The organism is Pseudomonas sp. EA_5y_Pfl2_R50 (genome assembly GCF_963970475.1).
In the GTDB taxonomy this organism is placed as follows: domain Bacteria; phylum Pseudomonadota; class Gammaproteobacteria; order Pseudomonadales; family Pseudomonadaceae; genus Aquipseudomonas.
Genome location: NZ_CAXAPT010000008.1, coordinates 293,027 through 308,162, shown reverse-complemented (window position 1 = coordinate 308,162; position 15,136 = coordinate 293,027). Strand labels below are relative to the sequence as shown.

15 protein-coding genes are annotated in these 15,136 nt (G+C 57.8%); 5 read left to right on the top strand and 10 right to left on the bottom strand.

Going from position 1 to position 15,136, the window contains the following annotated elements; translation table 11 throughout:
- Positions 1–251 precede the first annotated feature (251 nt).
- The 6 genes from msrQ to AACY19_RS16405 all read right to left on the bottom strand — a co-directional run bounded on the left by msrQ (position 252) and on the right by AACY19_RS16405 (position 6,242).
- Complete coding sequence (msrQ, locus tag AACY19_RS16430) at positions 252–875, bottom strand: protein-methionine-sulfoxide reductase heme-binding subunit MsrQ (RefSeq protein WP_339451892.1); 624 nt, start codon at positions 873–875, stop codon at positions 252–254.
- The gene (gene msrP, locus AACY19_RS16425) at positions 875–1,888 is read right to left on the bottom strand and encodes a protein-methionine-sulfoxide reductase catalytic subunit MsrP (protein ID WP_339451890.1); all 1,014 of its coding nucleotides are present in this window, start codon (positions 1,886–1,888) and stop codon (positions 875–877) included. Before msrP ends, msrQ begins: the two co-directional genes overlap by 1 nt.
- Positions 1,889–1,951: 63 nt before the next feature.
- A complete protein-coding gene (gene pssA, locus AACY19_RS16420; RefSeq protein ID WP_339451888.1) occupies positions 1,952–2,809 on the bottom strand; it encodes a CDP-diacylglycerol--serine O-phosphatidyltransferase in 858 nt (285 codons plus the stop codon).
- Between the two features lie 148 nt (positions 2,810–2,957).
- Positions 2,958–3,974 carry a ketol-acid reductoisomerase gene (gene ilvC, locus AACY19_RS16415; RefSeq protein WP_007909969.1) on the bottom strand — a complete coding sequence of 339 codons (1,017 nt, stop codon included), beginning with the start codon at positions 3,972–3,974 and terminating at the stop codon, positions 2,958–2,960.
- 49 nt (positions 3,975–4,023) lie between these two features.
- Positions 4,024–4,515, bottom strand: a complete 492-nt coding sequence (ilvN, locus tag AACY19_RS16410; protein WP_003176102.1) for an acetolactate synthase small subunit — start codon at positions 4,513–4,515, stop codon at positions 4,024–4,026.
- Between the two features lie 2 nt (positions 4,516–4,517).
- Positions 4,518–6,242, bottom strand: a complete 1,725-nt coding sequence (locus tag AACY19_RS16405) for an acetolactate synthase 3 large subunit (RefSeq protein WP_339451886.1) — start codon at positions 6,240–6,242, stop codon at positions 4,518–4,520.
- Positions 6,243–6,640: 398 nt separating this feature from the next.
- Between AACY19_RS16405 and AACY19_RS16400 the strand changes: the two genes are divergently transcribed.
- Complete coding sequence (locus AACY19_RS16400) at positions 6,641–7,057, top strand: DUF4124 domain-containing protein (protein ID WP_339451884.1); 417 nt, start codon at positions 6,641–6,643, stop codon at positions 7,055–7,057.
- Between the two features lie 90 nt (positions 7,058–7,147).
- Here the strand turns inward: AACY19_RS16400 and AACY19_RS16395 are convergent, their stop codons facing one another.
- Genes AACY19_RS16395 through mrcB form a run of 3 tightly spaced genes read right to left on the bottom strand, consistent with a single transcriptional unit; the run spans position 7,148 to position 10,570 of the window.
- Positions 7,148–7,477: a YqcC family protein gene (locus AACY19_RS16395; protein WP_339451882.1), complete on the bottom strand. Its 330-nt coding sequence runs from the start codon at positions 7,475–7,477 to the stop codon at positions 7,148–7,150.
- Positions 7,477–8,229, bottom strand: a complete 753-nt coding sequence (locus AACY19_RS16390) for a tetratricopeptide repeat protein (RefSeq protein WP_339451880.1) — start codon at positions 8,227–8,229, stop codon at positions 7,477–7,479. Before AACY19_RS16390 ends, AACY19_RS16395 begins: the two co-directional genes overlap by 1 nt.
- A 16-nt stretch (positions 8,230–8,245) precedes the next feature.
- Entirely contained in the window at positions 8,246–10,570 is a 2,325-nt protein-coding gene (mrcB, locus tag AACY19_RS16385) for a penicillin-binding protein 1B (RefSeq protein ID WP_339451878.1), read from the bottom strand.
- A 118-nt stretch (positions 10,571–10,688) separates the two neighbouring features.
- On the opposite strand from mrcB, the gene AACY19_RS16380 reads away from it, so the two are divergent.
- The 4 genes from AACY19_RS16380 (at position 10,689) to AACY19_RS16365 (ending at position 14,053) form a co-directional block, all read left to right on the top strand.
- Positions 10,689–12,245: a bifunctional aminoglycoside phosphotransferase/ATP-binding protein gene (locus AACY19_RS16380; RefSeq protein WP_339451876.1), complete on the top strand. Its 1,557-nt coding sequence runs from the start codon at positions 10,689–10,691 to the stop codon at positions 12,243–12,245.
- A gap of 90 nt (positions 12,246–12,335) precedes the next feature.
- Positions 12,336–12,680, top strand: a complete 345-nt coding sequence (locus AACY19_RS16375) for a pentapeptide repeat-containing protein (RefSeq protein ID WP_095140084.1) — start codon at positions 12,336–12,338, stop codon at positions 12,678–12,680.
- A 290-nt stretch (positions 12,681–12,970) separates the two neighbouring features.
- The gene (locus AACY19_RS16370; RefSeq protein WP_339451873.1) at positions 12,971–13,243 is read left to right on the top strand and encodes a TfoX/Sxy family protein; all 273 of its coding nucleotides are present in this window, start codon (positions 12,971–12,973) and stop codon (positions 13,241–13,243) included.
- 15 nt (positions 13,244–13,258) lie between these two features.
- Positions 13,259–14,053, top strand: coding sequence for a Crp/Fnr family transcriptional regulator (locus AACY19_RS16365; protein WP_339451872.1), 795 nt, complete (start codon positions 13,259–13,261; stop codon positions 14,051–14,053).
- A gap of 233 nt (positions 14,054–14,286) precedes the next feature.
- Here AACY19_RS16365 and AACY19_RS16360 read toward each other — a convergent pair whose 3' ends face one another.
- Positions 14,287–15,135 carry a ChaN family lipoprotein gene (locus AACY19_RS16360; protein WP_339451870.1) on the bottom strand — a complete coding sequence of 283 codons (849 nt, stop codon included), beginning with the start codon at positions 15,133–15,135 and terminating at the stop codon, positions 14,287–14,289.
- Position 15,136 lies beyond the last annotated feature (1 nt).

Here is a 15,136-nt window from a genome sequence, read left to right as displayed (position 1 = left end):
TTCAGAAGCTTTCGAAGAATTCTTCAATAACTTCAACCACTTGCGCTTCCGATCTCTCGTCAGCGGGAGGCGAATTCTACAGCGTTACACGCTGCTGTCAACACCTCTTTTTCAACTTCCTTTCTGGCTTCGATGAACTGAAGCAACCTGCCGCCGAAACCTACATAACTCATTGAATCTCAAGGAGTTTTCCGTTTCGACTGCGCCGGAAGTGGGGCGAATTATAGACATCTGAAATTCGCCGTCAACCGTTAATTTCGTTTTTCCTGAAGAACTGGCTTTTTTCTCAACAGACGCGGGATTCGCCGCATCACGGAAGGTACCCGCAGCACCAGAAGCACCACACCTATAAAGGCATAGGCCGCCCACTCCTTGAGATCAGCCCGAACGATCCACAGCATGTGCAGCAATCCCAAGCCAAGAATCACGTAGACCAACCTATGCAGCTTTTTCCAGCGCCCCCCCAAACGGCGCTGACTGTAGCGATTGGATGTCACCGCTAACGCCAGCAAACCGAGAAAACCCAATGCGCCTACGATAATGTAAGGCCGCTTGCGTAACTCAACCCCCAACTGCGACCAGTCGAAACCCAGGATAAATGCCATGTAACTGCTTAAATGCAGCACCACATAGGCAAAACACCAAAGCCCCAACTGGCGACGAACAGCAATCCACCCCGCCCACCCGGTCAATTTCTGCAAAGGCGTCATGCTCAGGGTGATCAACAGAAGCACCAATGTCCCGAGCCCTAGCCGATCAACCAATACTTTGCCGGGGTCCGGCCCAAGCAAATCCTCAAGCGCCTGATAAAACCACAGCAGAGGCCATATCGCTGCCGCAATAAAAACGCCCACTCGCCAGAACGGATATCGCATCAGTAGTTCTTCCGCAGATCGAGCCCTGTATATAAAGAAGCGACTTCATCCGAGTAGCCGTTGAACATCTGTGTATCCCGCACATTTGGCTTGAACAGACTGTTTGGCAATCGCCGCTCCCGCGCTTGGGTCCAGCGGGGGTGATCAACCGTCGGGTTCACGTTTGCGTAGAAGCCGTACTCATCCGCGGCAATGCTTTGCCAGGTTGTCTTCGGCTGCTCGCTGACCAGACTGATACGCACGATGGACTTAACGCTCTTGAAGCCGTACTTCCATGGCACCACCAAGCGCAGAGGCGCGCCGTTCTGATTCGGCAGCTCGCGGCCATACATGCCCACAGCCAGAATCGCCAGTGGATTCATCGCCTCATCCAGTCGCAAGCCTTCTACATAAGGCCAATCGATCAGGGCAAACCCGGAACGCTGGCCGGGCATGCTCTTGGGGTCCTGCAAGGTTTCGAAACGGATATATTTGGCATTGGACGTCGGCTCCACCTGCTTGAGCAGCGCCGAAAGGGGAAAGCCGATCCACGGAATGACCATCGACCAAGCCTCAACACAGCGCAATCGATAGATGCGCTCCTCCAACTGGTAAGGCTTCATAAAGTCTTCCAGCGCATAACGTCCAGGCTTACCCACCTCCCCGTCGACCACCACACTCCACGGCTCGGTTTTCAGCGAACCTGCATTCGCCGCCGGATCCCCCTTGTCAGTACCGAACTCATAGAAGTTGTTGTAGTGAGTGGCGTCTTTATAAGGCGTGATCGCCTCATCCTTGACATTGACGGCGCCCCATCTAGTAGAAGGAAGTTTGTCAGCGAACCATACGGGAGGCTTGCCCGGCTCGACGTCGGCATACCGCGCCGCATCGTCAGCACCGGCCCAGCGTGGCAGGCTACTGACGGCAATACCGGCAGCAGTGGCCCCCAACAATTGGCGGCGAGAGAGATAAATGGATTCAGGCGTGACATCCGACTCGTGACAGTCAGACGCTTTGGGGACTTTGATCAGCATGGCAACTCCGCAGCTTTGGAGGACAGATGCACCCATAGACTGCGGAGTATGCGGGAAATTACATCACTCGGCGCTTTTGTGCCGACGAAGATGCAACAGGTATTGCACCGGGCCGGAAGCCGCGTAGGCCAGGAACACCAGCAGCAGAATGCGCGGCGGATCGCTGAACACGACAGCGAACACCAGCACCACGGCAAGAATCGCCACAAACGGTACGCGTCCTTTCAAGTCCAGCTCTTTAAAGCTGTTGTACTTGATGTTACTGACCATCAGCATGCCGGCCGCCGCTACCATCAGCGCAACCAGGAACGACATCTTCGAACCCTGAATGCCGTAATCGCTGAATGCCCAAACGATACCCGCCACCACACCGGCAGCTGCCGGGCTGGCCAGACCGATGAAGTAACGCTTGTCCGCCGTACCCACCTGAGTATTGAAACGCGCCAGACGCAACGCCGCACCTGCTACGTAGATGAAGGCGACCATCCAGCCAACCTTGCCCATGTCGCCCAATGCCCAGCCGAAGGCTAGCAACGCCGGTGCGACACCAAATGCGACCATGTCTGACAGTGAATCATACTCGGCACCAAACGCACTTTGCGTATTGGTCATGCGGGCGACACGACCATCGAGGCCGTCGAGCACCATGGCGACGAAAATCGCGATGGCGGCGAACGCGAAATACTTGCTCGCGTTGACGGAGTCACCCGCACTCAGTGCCGCCTGGGCACTCATCGAGTTGATGATGGAGTAAAACCCTGCGAACAGATTCGCAGTGGTGAACAGATTCGGCAGCAGATAGATACCACGATGCCGGACTTTACGACCTTCAGCGTCGTGCCCTTCTTCGATGTGCTCATCGATGGGCAGCAGGCTTTCGGCGTCAGAAGCCTTGTTCGGCTCTTCGGGACGTTCGCTCATGGACATTACCTTGCAACGGTTTGAAGAAAATTCGACAGATGCTTGAGGACGACAATTCGGCCACAAACGCTGCAGCTTTATACCAGAACCACCGCCCCAAACGAAAAAACGCGGCCGAGGCCGCGTTTTTCGTACAAGAAAGGACGACTTAGTTTTTGGCTTTGTCGACAATCTTGTTGGCACCGATCCACGGCATCATGGAGCGCAGTTGCTCACCGATGACTTCGATGCCGTGAGCGGCGTTGTTACGACGCTTGGCGGTCATCGAAGGGTAGCCGGTTGCGCCTTCGCTGATGAACATTTTGGCGTATTCGCCATCCTGAATACGTTTCAGCGCGTTGCGCATGGCCTGACGGGATTCTGCGTTGATCACTTCCGGACCAGTCACGTACTCGCCGTACTCAGCATTGTTGGAGATCGAGTAGTTCATGTTGGCGATACCGCCTTCGTACATGAGGTCAACGATCAGTTTCAGTTCGTGCAGGCACTCGAAGTAGGCCATTTCCGGCGCGTAGCCAGCTTCAACCAGGGTTTCGAAACCAGCCTTCACCAGTTCAACGGTACCGCCGCACAGAACGGCTTGTTCGCCGAACAGGTCGGTTTCGGTCTCGTCCTTGAAGGTGGTTTCGATGATGCCGGTACGACCGCCACCCACACCAGCCGCGTAGGACAGTGCAACGTTTTTGGCGTTGCCCGAGGCGTCCTGGTAGATCGCGATCAGGTCAGGGATACCGCCGCCCTTCACGAACTCGGAACGTACAGTGTGGCCCGGGGCTTTCGGCGCGATCATGATCACGTCGAGGTCGGCACGCGGTACAACCTGGTTGTAGTGGATCGCGAAGCCGTGGGAGAAGGCCAGGGTGGCGCCTTTCTTGATGTTCGGCTCGATTTCGTTCTTGTACAGGGAGGACTGGAACTCGTCCGGGGTCAGGATCATGACCAGGTCGGCAGCAGCAACAGCGGAAGCAACGTCGGTCACTTTCAGGCCGTGAGCTTCAGCTTTGGCAACGGTAGCCGAACCTTTACGCAGACCAACGGTAACGTCGACACCGGAGTCTTTCAGGTTGCACGCTTGGGCGTGGCCTTGGGAACCGTAACCGATGATGGCAACTTTCTTGCCCTGGATGATCGACAGGTCGCAGTCTTTATCGTAGAAAACTTTCATGAATTTCCCCTATATATCCAGGCCGTTTCAGGCCATTCGCTAATTTGGTTTAGATGCTGAGTACTTTGTCGCCGCGGGCAATGCCGGTCACGCCGCTACGGACGGTCTCCAGAATCGATGCGGTGCCGATGGACTGAATGAAGCTGTCGAGCTTGTCGCTGGTACCGGTCAATTGAACGGTATACACGCTGGCACTGACATCGACGATCTGTCCACGGTAAATATCGGTGGTGCGTTTGATCTCGGCGCGCTGGGCGCCAGTGGCCTTGACCTTGACCAGCATCAGTTCGCGCTCGATGTGAGCACTTTCCGACAGGTCCACCAGTTTGACCACTTCGATCAGCTTGTTCAGGTTTTTGGTGATCTGCTCGATGACTTCATCGTGGCCAACGGTGGTCAGCGTCAGACGCGACAAGGTCGGGTCTTCGGTCGGAGCCACGGTCAGGCTTTCGATGTTGTAGTTGCGCTGCGAGAACAGGCCGACTACGCGAGACAAAGCGCCGGGTTCGTTTTCCAGAAGCAAGGAAATAATGTGCCGCATGATTAAGTACGCTCCGTCTTGCTCAGCCACATATCGCGCATCGAGCCGTCTTTGATCTGCATCGGATAGACGTGCTCGCTGGTGTCGACCGAAATATCGATCACGACCAGGCGATCCTTCATGGCGAACGCTTCTGCCATCTTCGACTTCAAATCTTTCGATTCGGTGATGCGCACGCCGACGTGGCCGTAGGCTTCAGCCAACTTGACGAAGTCAGGCAGCGATTCCATATAGGAATGCGAGTGACGGCTGCCGTAGCTCATGTCCTGCCACTGACGAACCATCCCCAGAACACCGTTGTTCAGGATGACGATTTTCACTGGCAAGCCATATTGCAGGCAGGTCGACAGTTCCTGGATGTTCATCTGGATGCTGCCTTCGCCGGTCACGCAGGCAACGTCATCATCCGGGAAGCTCAACTTGATGCCCATGGCCGCCGGAAAACCGAAGCCCATGGTGCCCAGGCCGCCGGAGTTGATCCAGCGGTTAGGCTTGTTGAACGTGTAGTACTGCGCCGCGAACATCTGGTGCTGGCCCACATCGGAGGTGATAAAGGCATCGCCCTTGGTCACATCGCAGAGGGTTTCGATCACGGTCTGTGGCTTGATCTTGCTGCCGTCGCCCTTGTCGTAAGGGAACAGGCCGCGATCACCGCGCCACTCATCAACCTGCTTCCACCAACTGGCCACGGACTCCTTGTTCGGGGTCTCGCCGATTTCCTTGAGGATCGCGACCATTTCGGTCAGGACGCTCTCAACCGGACCCACGATTGGCACGTCGGCCTTGATGGTCTTGGAGATCGAGGCCGGATCGATGTCGATGTGGATGATCTTGGCGTTCGGGCAGAACTTCGCCGCGCCGTTGATCACGCGATCATCGAAACGCGCACCGACAGCGAGGATCACGTCAGCGTGGTGCATCGCCAGGTTGGCGGTGTAGCTGCCGTGCATACCGAGCATGCCGATGAACTGACGGTCGGTGCCAGGGAAACCGCCCAGGCCCATCAGGGTATTGGTCACTGGCAGGTTGAGCATTTTCGCCAGTTCGGTCAGCGGTGCGGAACCGTTGCCGAGAATGACGCCGCCGCCGGAGTACAGCACTGGACGCTTGGCCGCCAGGAGCATTTCTGCCGCCTTGCGGATTTGCCCCGAGTGACCGCGAACGGCCGGGCTGTAGGAACGCAGCTTGGCTTTCTTCGGGAAGATGTATTCGAACTTCTCGGCCGGGTTGGTCATGTCTTTCGGGATATCGACCACGACCGGGCCCGGACGACCGGATTGCGCCAGGTAGAAGGCCTTCTTCATGACTTCCGGGATTTCCGAAGCGTGCTTGATCATGAAGCTGTGCTTCACGATCGGCCGGGAGATACCGATCATGTCGGTTTCCTGGAACGCGTCGGTGCCGACCATGGTGCTTGGCACCTGACCGGAAATGATCACCATCGGAATCGAATCCATATAGGCCGTGGCGATACCGGTGATGGCGTTTGTGGCGCCTGGACCGGAAGTCACCAATACCACGCCGGCTTTACCGGTGGCACGGGCGTAGCCGTCAGCCATATGGGTTGCCGCTTGTTCGTGACGAACCAGGATGTGAGTCACTTCCGGTTCTTTGAACAGGGCATCGTAAACATGCAGGAGAGCACCACCCGGGTACCCGTAGATATATTTGACGCCTTCGTCACGCAAAAAGCGGACGAGCATCTCACCGCCAGATAAAAGCTCCACGTTGTTCACCTCTAAAACGCCAGAATACCGTCCACAAAAAGGGGCGGGTCTTAATAGGTTTACTTCTCGGCAGAGCATGAGCGACGGTGGTCGCCGACTACGTCAGCACTGACTGAGCAAGTATTGGGATCGTCCCAAGTGTTGCGGGCCTTTCCCACCCAGCGCGAGGTAACGCGTTGCGGGTGTAACAGGTCGGCGCGGATGTGCGCCTCATGATCTACCGAGTGGGTCTGCTTCTGGCAGTCCCTCTACAGCGGACTTTGGATTCTTCTGTTTCGCCCTCTCCAAGTCAAGCCGTCTCTGTGATTAATTGTGGCTAAGCACATGAGAACGCAAGAAAAAACCTGAAAACCGCTACTCTGTTAGCGTCAATTGCGCAATTTTGCCAAGGAATCAGCATGCGAACGCTCCTCCTGACTCTGCTGATCGGCCTCAGCCCGTGCTGCACGGCCGCTCAAATCTACAAATGGGTCGACGCTCAAGGTGTCACTCACTTCGATGCGCAGCCGCCACAAGGGCAACCGTCCACCCGCATACAAACGCCCTCTTCAGCCCCGCCGAAAACGCCGGCAATGCCGCGCAGCGACGCCTTGGGTGATCAGAAGGCAATTGATGACAAGGTGAAGAAACAAGTCGCAGACCAGCAAGCGCAGCTCAAGCAGTTTTGCGAACAGGCACGGACGAACCTTGCGCAGTTGCAGAACAACCCGCGCTTGAGGGAAGAAGTAGAGGGGCAGTTACGCCGACTGGACGATGCGCAGCGTCAGGAACGCATTGCTGAAACGCAAAAGCAAATCGCGCAGAATTGTGAGTAGACAACCGGAGCTGCTGCAGACTGCGATCTTGCGTTAAAAACAAAATCAAAAGATCGCAGCCTGCGACAGCGCCTGGATCAGGGGTCAGCGCTAGGCGTTTATCAGCCTGTCAAACTCTTTGAGCAGCACCTGAAGCTGACGATCCTTGCCCTGCAGATTGCGCTGGGCGAAGACCATTTCAGCCATCTCCTGAATGCCCGAGACCTTCGGCAGGGGCAGGTCCTGCTCGAGGAGCATCTTCATGCGCGGCAGGAAGATCCACTGCAGCCACTGTTCGAAGTCCAGCGTATCGACCGAAAACGGTTCGACACTGCTCAAGGCTTCGGCTGAGGGCGGAGCCTCATCCCACCAACCCTGGGTACGCAGTTCACGCTCGATCAGCAACAGCTGATCGGCGATCTTCGGGAAACGAGCGTCCATCACAGCGAAACCCTGGCCTTCTGACGGGCTTGAGCGGCACCGGCGGAATCGCCTTGTTTCTCACGGGACTGCGCGATGATTTCCCACAGACTGGCCTGCAAGTCAGGACGTCCGTTGGCCATCGTCAATGCACGACGGGCGAACTGCTCGGCTTGTGGTGCATCACCCTGGGCCATGCGAACTTGCGCCAGACGATAGAGCACTTGCGGCTCACGCGGGGCAACACGCTGGGCGCGTTCAAGGCTGGACGACGCACCATTGAGGTCGCCACCGGCCTGTTGCTGCTGGGCAGTGGTCAACAACGCAAGCACCGGACCGTCCAGTTGTTCGTCAGCCGACAGACCGCCGCCGCTGCTGCTGGCCGAGGGAATGCCGCTCGGCGTCGAAGGCATGCTGTAGGTGCCGGAGGTGATCGGCGCCGACTCCACCGGCGAAGGGGTATAAGGCCCTGGCGTGATATCACCCGACGCAGGCCCCACCTGAATCGGCGTGGTACTGATCGGCGTCGATACGGCGGCAGCGCCCCCCGGGACCATCACCACCACGCCGCTGTCGCCTTGCGGAATGGCTTGGGTCTGAGCCTGAACCGGGCGTTTCACGGTCGTTTGACGGAAGCCGCCATTGGCCGAAATGCGCTCGCCATTGGACACGGCCGTGCCCGAATCAACCACCGGAATGGAACCACGTTGTACGGTAGAGCAGCCGCTGAGCAAAGCCACGGCGGTCACCGCTGGAATCAACCACTTGTTCACTTGAAACCCTCTTTGCTTAATTCATCCAGCCTTTGACCCAATCCATCACCGACTCACCAGACGCAGGCGTTTCGCTTGCACAGGCGGCGCCGGGTGGCGGTTCGCTGCCGCGAATATACGGCATCTGTACCGCCCCAGGGCAGTTGGCATCGGAGCCCTGCCCGGTACGCGAATCAACCCACGCCTGCACAACGTTGTCCGGCTGCGGCATGTCCAGCGGCAGCGGATCGGCCTTGCGCATGAAACTGGTCCAGACCTGCAGCGCACCGGTGGCACCGGTGAACGGCGTCTTGCCATTGTCATCGCGTCCCAGCCAGACCACCGCCAGCAAGTCCTGGCTGAAACCGGCGAACCAGCTATCACGCGAGTCATTACTCGTACCGGTTTTACCCGCCAGCGTCAGGGTCTTGGGCAACACGTTATAAACCGATCTGCCGGTACCTTCATGCATGACACGCTGCATGGCGTTCTGGATCAGGTAGATGGAAGCCGGATCGAAACGCTGCTCGATCTGGAATGGATAACGCTTGAGCGGTTCGCCCTCGGCGGTCAGCACGCTGCGAATCCCGCGCATCGGCGTGTTGAAACCACCGTTGGCCAGCGTCTGGTACATGGTGGCCACTTCAATCGGCGTCATGCCGCCCGCGCCAAGCAACATAGACGGGAATGCCGGGAACTCACGCGTCACGCCCAGACGACCCAAGGTCTTGAGCACATTCGGTACGCCCACTTCCAGACCCAGACGCGAAGTCGACAGGTTGTAGGAGTGCGCCAGGCCCTGATAAAGAAATACGGTGCCGTGGGAACGGCGGTCATAGTTCTGCGGCTTCCACACCTGACCGTTGGCGCCTTTGACCGACAACGGGTCATCCGACAGCCAACTGGTCAGCGTGTACTGGCTCGGTTTTTCCAGCGCCGTCAGATAAACCGCAGGCTTGATCAACGAACCAATTGGCCGTACCGCGTCCAGTGCACGGTTGAACCCGGCGTAACTGGCCTGACGGCTGCCGATCATCGCCTGGACTTCGCCAGTTTCCGGGTTGGTCACGACCATCGCCGCTTCCACGTCATCGGAGCCCTTACGCCCGGCCAGACGTTTGAAGGTGTCGTTGACCGACGCCTCGGCCTTCATCTGCAGGATCGGGTCGAAACTGGTGAAGATCCGCAGGCCTTCTTCGGTCAGGTCTTCGTCGCGATAGTCTTCACGCAACTGACGTTTGACCAGGTCGATAAAACCCGGGAACGAGCTGTCGGCGAGCTTGCCGCGAGTGGTCACTCCCAGTGGCATTTTCTTCGCAGCCTCAACCTGCTCCGGCGTAGCGACGCCTTGCTGCGCAAGCACATCGAGCACCAGATTACGCCGCTCCAGCGCGCGCTCCGGATTACGACGCGGGTTGTAGTAGGACGGGCCTTTGACCATACCGACCAGCAAGGCCACCTGATGCAGCTTCAGCTCGGACAACGGCTGACCGAAGAAGAACTGGCTGGCCAGACCGAAGCCGTGCACCGCGCGCTGACCGTCCTGACCGACGAAGACTTCGTTGAGGTAAGCCTCAAGGATTTCCTTCTTGTCGTAGTGCAGCTCCAACAACATCGCCATCATTGCTTCGGTGAGTTTGCGGGTCAGGCTACGTTCGTTGGTCAGGTAGAAGTTTTTCACCAACTGCTGGGTCAGCGTACTGCCGCCCTGCGTCATCTTGCCGCCAGAGGTATTGACCCAGATCGCCCGGGCAATCGACTTCGGCGAAACGCCCCAGTGGCTGTAGTAATCGCGGTCTTCGACAGCGACCAGGGTTTCGAGCAGGTACGGCGGCACCTGATCGAGCTTGATCAGAATGCGGTCTTCAAGATTTTTCGGATAAATGCCGCCGATCATCAGCGGTTCAAGGCGCACCACGGACAGTTTCGAACCGTTGGTCGCCGACAGCTCAGCCACGTAATCGCCGGAGAAACGTACACGCACCGGCTGCGGTTTTTCCAGGCCTTCATAGAACTGGAAGCCACGGGTATTCAGATCGACGGTATTGCCGTTCACCGCTGCGGCACCGGGGCCATTGCTTACGGCTTCGCGGCGATAGCCAAGGGCATCGAGTTCTGTAAGGAAATCTTCCTTGCTGAGCTTTTGTCCGACGAACAGCTCAAGCGGGCGCGCGTAGACCTTGGCCGGGATAGTCCAGCGCTTGCCGGAGAACTTTTCCTGCACCACGGCATCGAGGTAAACGGCGAAGCCGGCCAGCACGACAAGGCCGACCAGACTGAGTTTAATGGCCCAGCTCAACCACGGGCGCAGGCCCTTGGAAGGTGGTTTTTTCTTGGTACGGGGGGATCGAGTTCGAGTCATGGCGGCGGATTATACGCACTTTATTCATCCTCAACAGGAGCGCTCCGAGGTTTGCGTCAGGCTGGCGAGCGGCCATAATGGCCGCCTCGAACTTCCCCCAGTCTCTGAAGGATCGCCCGTGAGCCAGTCACTGATCGCTGCCCTGCAAAACCCGGCCCTCTACCCGCACCCTGTCGAAGGGTTTCAGGTCATCGAAACCCACATATCGTGGGTGATCCTCACCGGCCCCTTCGCCTATAAAGTGAAGAAGCCGGTGAATTTCGGCTTCCTCGACTTCACCGGCCTCGAATCGCGCGCACATTTCTGCGCTGAAGAGCTACGTTTGAACCAGCGTCTGACCGATGATTTGTATCTGGAAGTGTTGCCAGTCACCGGCAGCGCCGAAGCACCGCAACTGGGTGGCGACGGCCCGGCCATCGAATACCTGCTGAAAATGCGTCAATTCCCGCAGAGCGGCTTGCTCAGCACCCTGCAAGCCAATGGCGAGCTGACCACCCAGCATATCGACGAGATGGCGGAGCAGATCGCACACTTCCACCTCAACGCGCCAAAAGTTCCGGCCGAACACGACGCTGGCACCCCGGACAGCGTGATGGCGCCGGTGTCGCAAAACTTCGAACAGATCCTGCCGTTCCTCAGCGACAAAAACGATCTGCTGCAACTCGAAGCACTGAAAGCCTGGGCCGAAAGCAGCTTCCAGCGTCTCAAGCCACTGTTCGCCCAGCGCAAGGCCGAAGGTTTCACCCGTGAATGCCACGGTGATATCCACTTGGGCAACGCCACGGTCATCGACGGCAAAGTGGTGATCTTCGACTGCATCGAATTCAACGAACCGTTCCGCTTCACTGACGTATGGGCCGACACCGGTTTCCTCGCGATGGACCTGGAAGACCGTGGCCTGAAATCCCTGGCGCGCCGTTTCATCAGCCAGTACCTGGAACTGACCGGCGATTATCAAGGCCTGGAAGTCCTGAACTTCTATAAAGCCTACCGCGCCCTGGTACGCGCCAAGGTTGCGCTGTTCAGCATGCCGGCGGACGCGACCCCGGTGCAGCGCGCCACTACTCTGCGCCAGTACCGCAACTACGCCAACCTGGCGGAGAGCTACAGCACCATTCCTTCGCGTTTCATGGCCATCACCCACGGCGTTTCCGCTGTTGGCAAAAGCCACGTAGCCATGCGCCTGGTCGAGGCTCTGGGCGCGATCCGCCTGCGTTCGGATGTCGAGCGCAAGCGCCTGTTCGGCGAGCAGACTGTCGCCAACGACGTGCAGGCGGGCATCTACAGCGCCGACGCCAGCACCGCGACCTATGCGCGCCTGCATGAGATCGCTGAGGTGATCCTGCATGCCGGTTTCCCGGTAGTGATCGATGCGACTTATCTGAAGCGCGAACAGCGCGACAGTGCGGCGAAAATCGCCGAAGCCACTGGCACGCCATTGCTGATCCTAGACTGCAACGCGCCGCAAGCGGTGATCGAGAGCTGGCTGGCGATGCGTCAGGCCGATCAGAAAGACCCTTCCGACGCCACTCTGGCCGTCATCGAAGCGCAACAGGCCAACCGCGAAGCCCTGACACCCGAAGAAATTCTGCGCAGCAAACGCGTGCAGACCAATGAATCCGGCACGCTGGACACCGTGGTCGCGCAAATCCGCCAACGCCTGCCAGGCCTGTAAGAAACTATTTCGGCCGTGAAGCCCTCGCTTGCTTCACGGCCGTCAAATAGTGGCACTATACTGGCGTCATAAAACCAACGGTGATATGACATGAGCCAGCCGAAACTTCTCGACACCCCGCTATATGCCTTGCTGCACAAAGATGACATCACAGGCTTCAACAAAGAGCGTCCACAGGATGGCCCCATCGACATGGTCGGCGGCGATTTTCGCGGTCTCGACTTGCGTGAGCTGAATGCCGATGGCGTGGATTTCAGAGACGCGTACTTCCGCTCTGCCGATTTGCGCGGCATCGATTTCCGCAACTCATCTCTGGAAGGTGCGAGCCTGGCCCATGCGCAAATTTCCGGGGCGTATTTCCCGCCAGAGCTGAGTGCCGATGAGATTTTGATGTCGATGAATTTCGGCACACGCCTGCGTTACCGCACTCGCTGACAGTTTTTTGCCTCTCTGACACAACGCCCCCCCCTTCTGTGGGAGCGAGCTTGCTCGCGACGGCGGAGTGTCAGTGACCCTGATCGTGAAAGTCATACCGCTTTCGCGAGCAGGCTCGCTCCCACATTTGCGCAGTGTTCTCTCCCGCCTTTCTGCGTTCGCAGGTCTTTCTGGCACCCTTCTTAGAAGCATTTGCGTCGAATCCGACCAAACAACCACGCATTTCCTGCTGATGGCTACACTCCTGAGAAGCTCGCCAACGCACCATTCGGCCGTCGCAAGGAGGCTTGATGCATGATGAATTGCAACACCTGAAGAATCTTGGCAAGACGTCGGCGCAATGGCTGCATGCAGTGGGCATCCACAGCGCTTCGGACTTGCGTCGCCTGGGCGCAGTGGACGCCTACCGAGCCGTGCGTATCCGCGGTTTTCGTGCATCGAAGGTGTTGTTGTACTCGATCGAGGGGGCACTGATGAATGTGCACTGGAATGAGATTCCCGCCGAACGCAAGGCCGCTTTGAACAAGCAACTCGAAGCCATTTCTTCACGTCACAAGAACTGAACAGGCCTGACCGCCATGTACCTGCTTGGGGAACAATCGGCGTATGCCGATGCACTGATCAACCGCCTGCAGAATCTGCCTGCGCTGTGGCTGGAAAGCCTCGCGCCCTGCGCAGCAGCTTTGGAACTGGACGCGACCGATGATCTGATCGCCCATTTGCCCGTCGATCAACTGTTTCTGTTGACTGACGGCGTGATCAACGGCTGCATCGGCGCCCGACCGCTGTTTTATTGGCAGGAAGGCGATTTGATCGGCCTCCAGCAAGGCGACGCCTGGGCCGACTGGCGCTTGTGCAGTGACGGACCGCTGCGGTTGCAGCCTTATCGACGCAAAGAGGTTTTTCGGCATTTGTATGCCGACCCTGAGCGAGCGGACCTGTTTCTTGAATATATGCTCGGGCAGATGGCGATCCTCGCTCACGCCGTGGCTGACCTGAAGCCACGGGAGTTTCGCAGCACCAATGGCTTCAAACGGGTCGACGCGGGTGAAATCCTGATCCACCAGGGTGACGCGGCCGATCATGTGTTTGTGATTATCGACGGGCATGCGCAAGCATTTGTCGATGGGTATAAGGTCGGCGAGGTGTTCAAGGACGAAATTTTCGGTGCGATGGCGCTGTTCACTGGAGAGCCGCGCAATGCCACGGTGATTGCCCGGGAGGCGAGCACAATCATGTTGATTCCCAGTGATCAGTTTTTGAGCATGACCCGCACCAATCCGAAGATTGCTCATAGCCTGATCGAGAGCATGGCTAGACGGATCGGCCTATTGAACAAACAGATCACCCAACTGACAGTCGCCAAAGGCTAACGTCCTGCCCTTTGTTTTCGGGGCTTTTCGACCATTTCCGTCAATCAGCGAAATAAATGCAGAAACAACGGTTGACTCGGTAATGAGAATCGCTATGATTATCACAACTGATCGCGAGATCAGTCGATATTCTGAAAAGCCCTTGGTTCGGACTCTCAGATTATCTCCTCATCAGGCTAATCACGGTTATTTGACCCGGTTTTTTACCGGGTCTTTTTTTGCCTGAAAGAACGTCATTTGCCGAATTGTTTACGCATTTGTTCACAGTAATCCTGCTTCGGTGTTGGCGGGGTATACCAGACATAATCGGCCATCGCCGCCGTAACCTCGCCGCCCCGCTCTGCCAGCATCAAAACTGTTGGCGTCTGCGCTGCGCCCATATCCAGCACATGCACCGGCACGCCGACATCCTTGCGCGCATGCCATGCGCCCGCCAGCAACATTGCAGGCGCCGGCGCTGCCAGCAACCGCTCGGCCATGCGCCGATCACGTTGCTGTTGCACCGCCAACATCGCCGGCATCTGCGTTTCTGGCAGCAAGCCACAATGGGAATCGCCGATCTGCCCGAGTAACGTCGCTTTCACCGGCCGGGCATTGCTGCGCGCGCCACTCAATACCGGTGGCTGGCGATAGAACGCGCGGATTTCATGGTTATCGAGATTGGCAGCCAACAGCGGATAAGGTTGTGCGAGGGCAAACTGCACAATCGGACCGTAGAGATTCCAGTCCCAGCCGTCCTGCCAGGCCAGCGCGGCAGGCAAATCCGCAGACGCCAACGCGCAGCGGCGAACCGCATCCACCTTCGGCTGCTGATCCGGCGTGAGCATTTCCAGCAACAGACTGCCCTGCGGCCGACGCTCGCTCAGTGCTTGCAACACCCACAACTGGGCGGCGTGATGATCGGCATTGTCATGTTGCTCGCCGATGATCACCCGTCTGGACGCGTCCAGACGATTCAGCAATTGCTGCGGCGTCAGCACCTGCCCACTGTGCAGGTCGCGGATCTCGCCATCTATCGGCGGCGCAGGCACATGCTGACACCCTGCAAGCCACAACACTGCCAACAGCCACATCCGATGCATG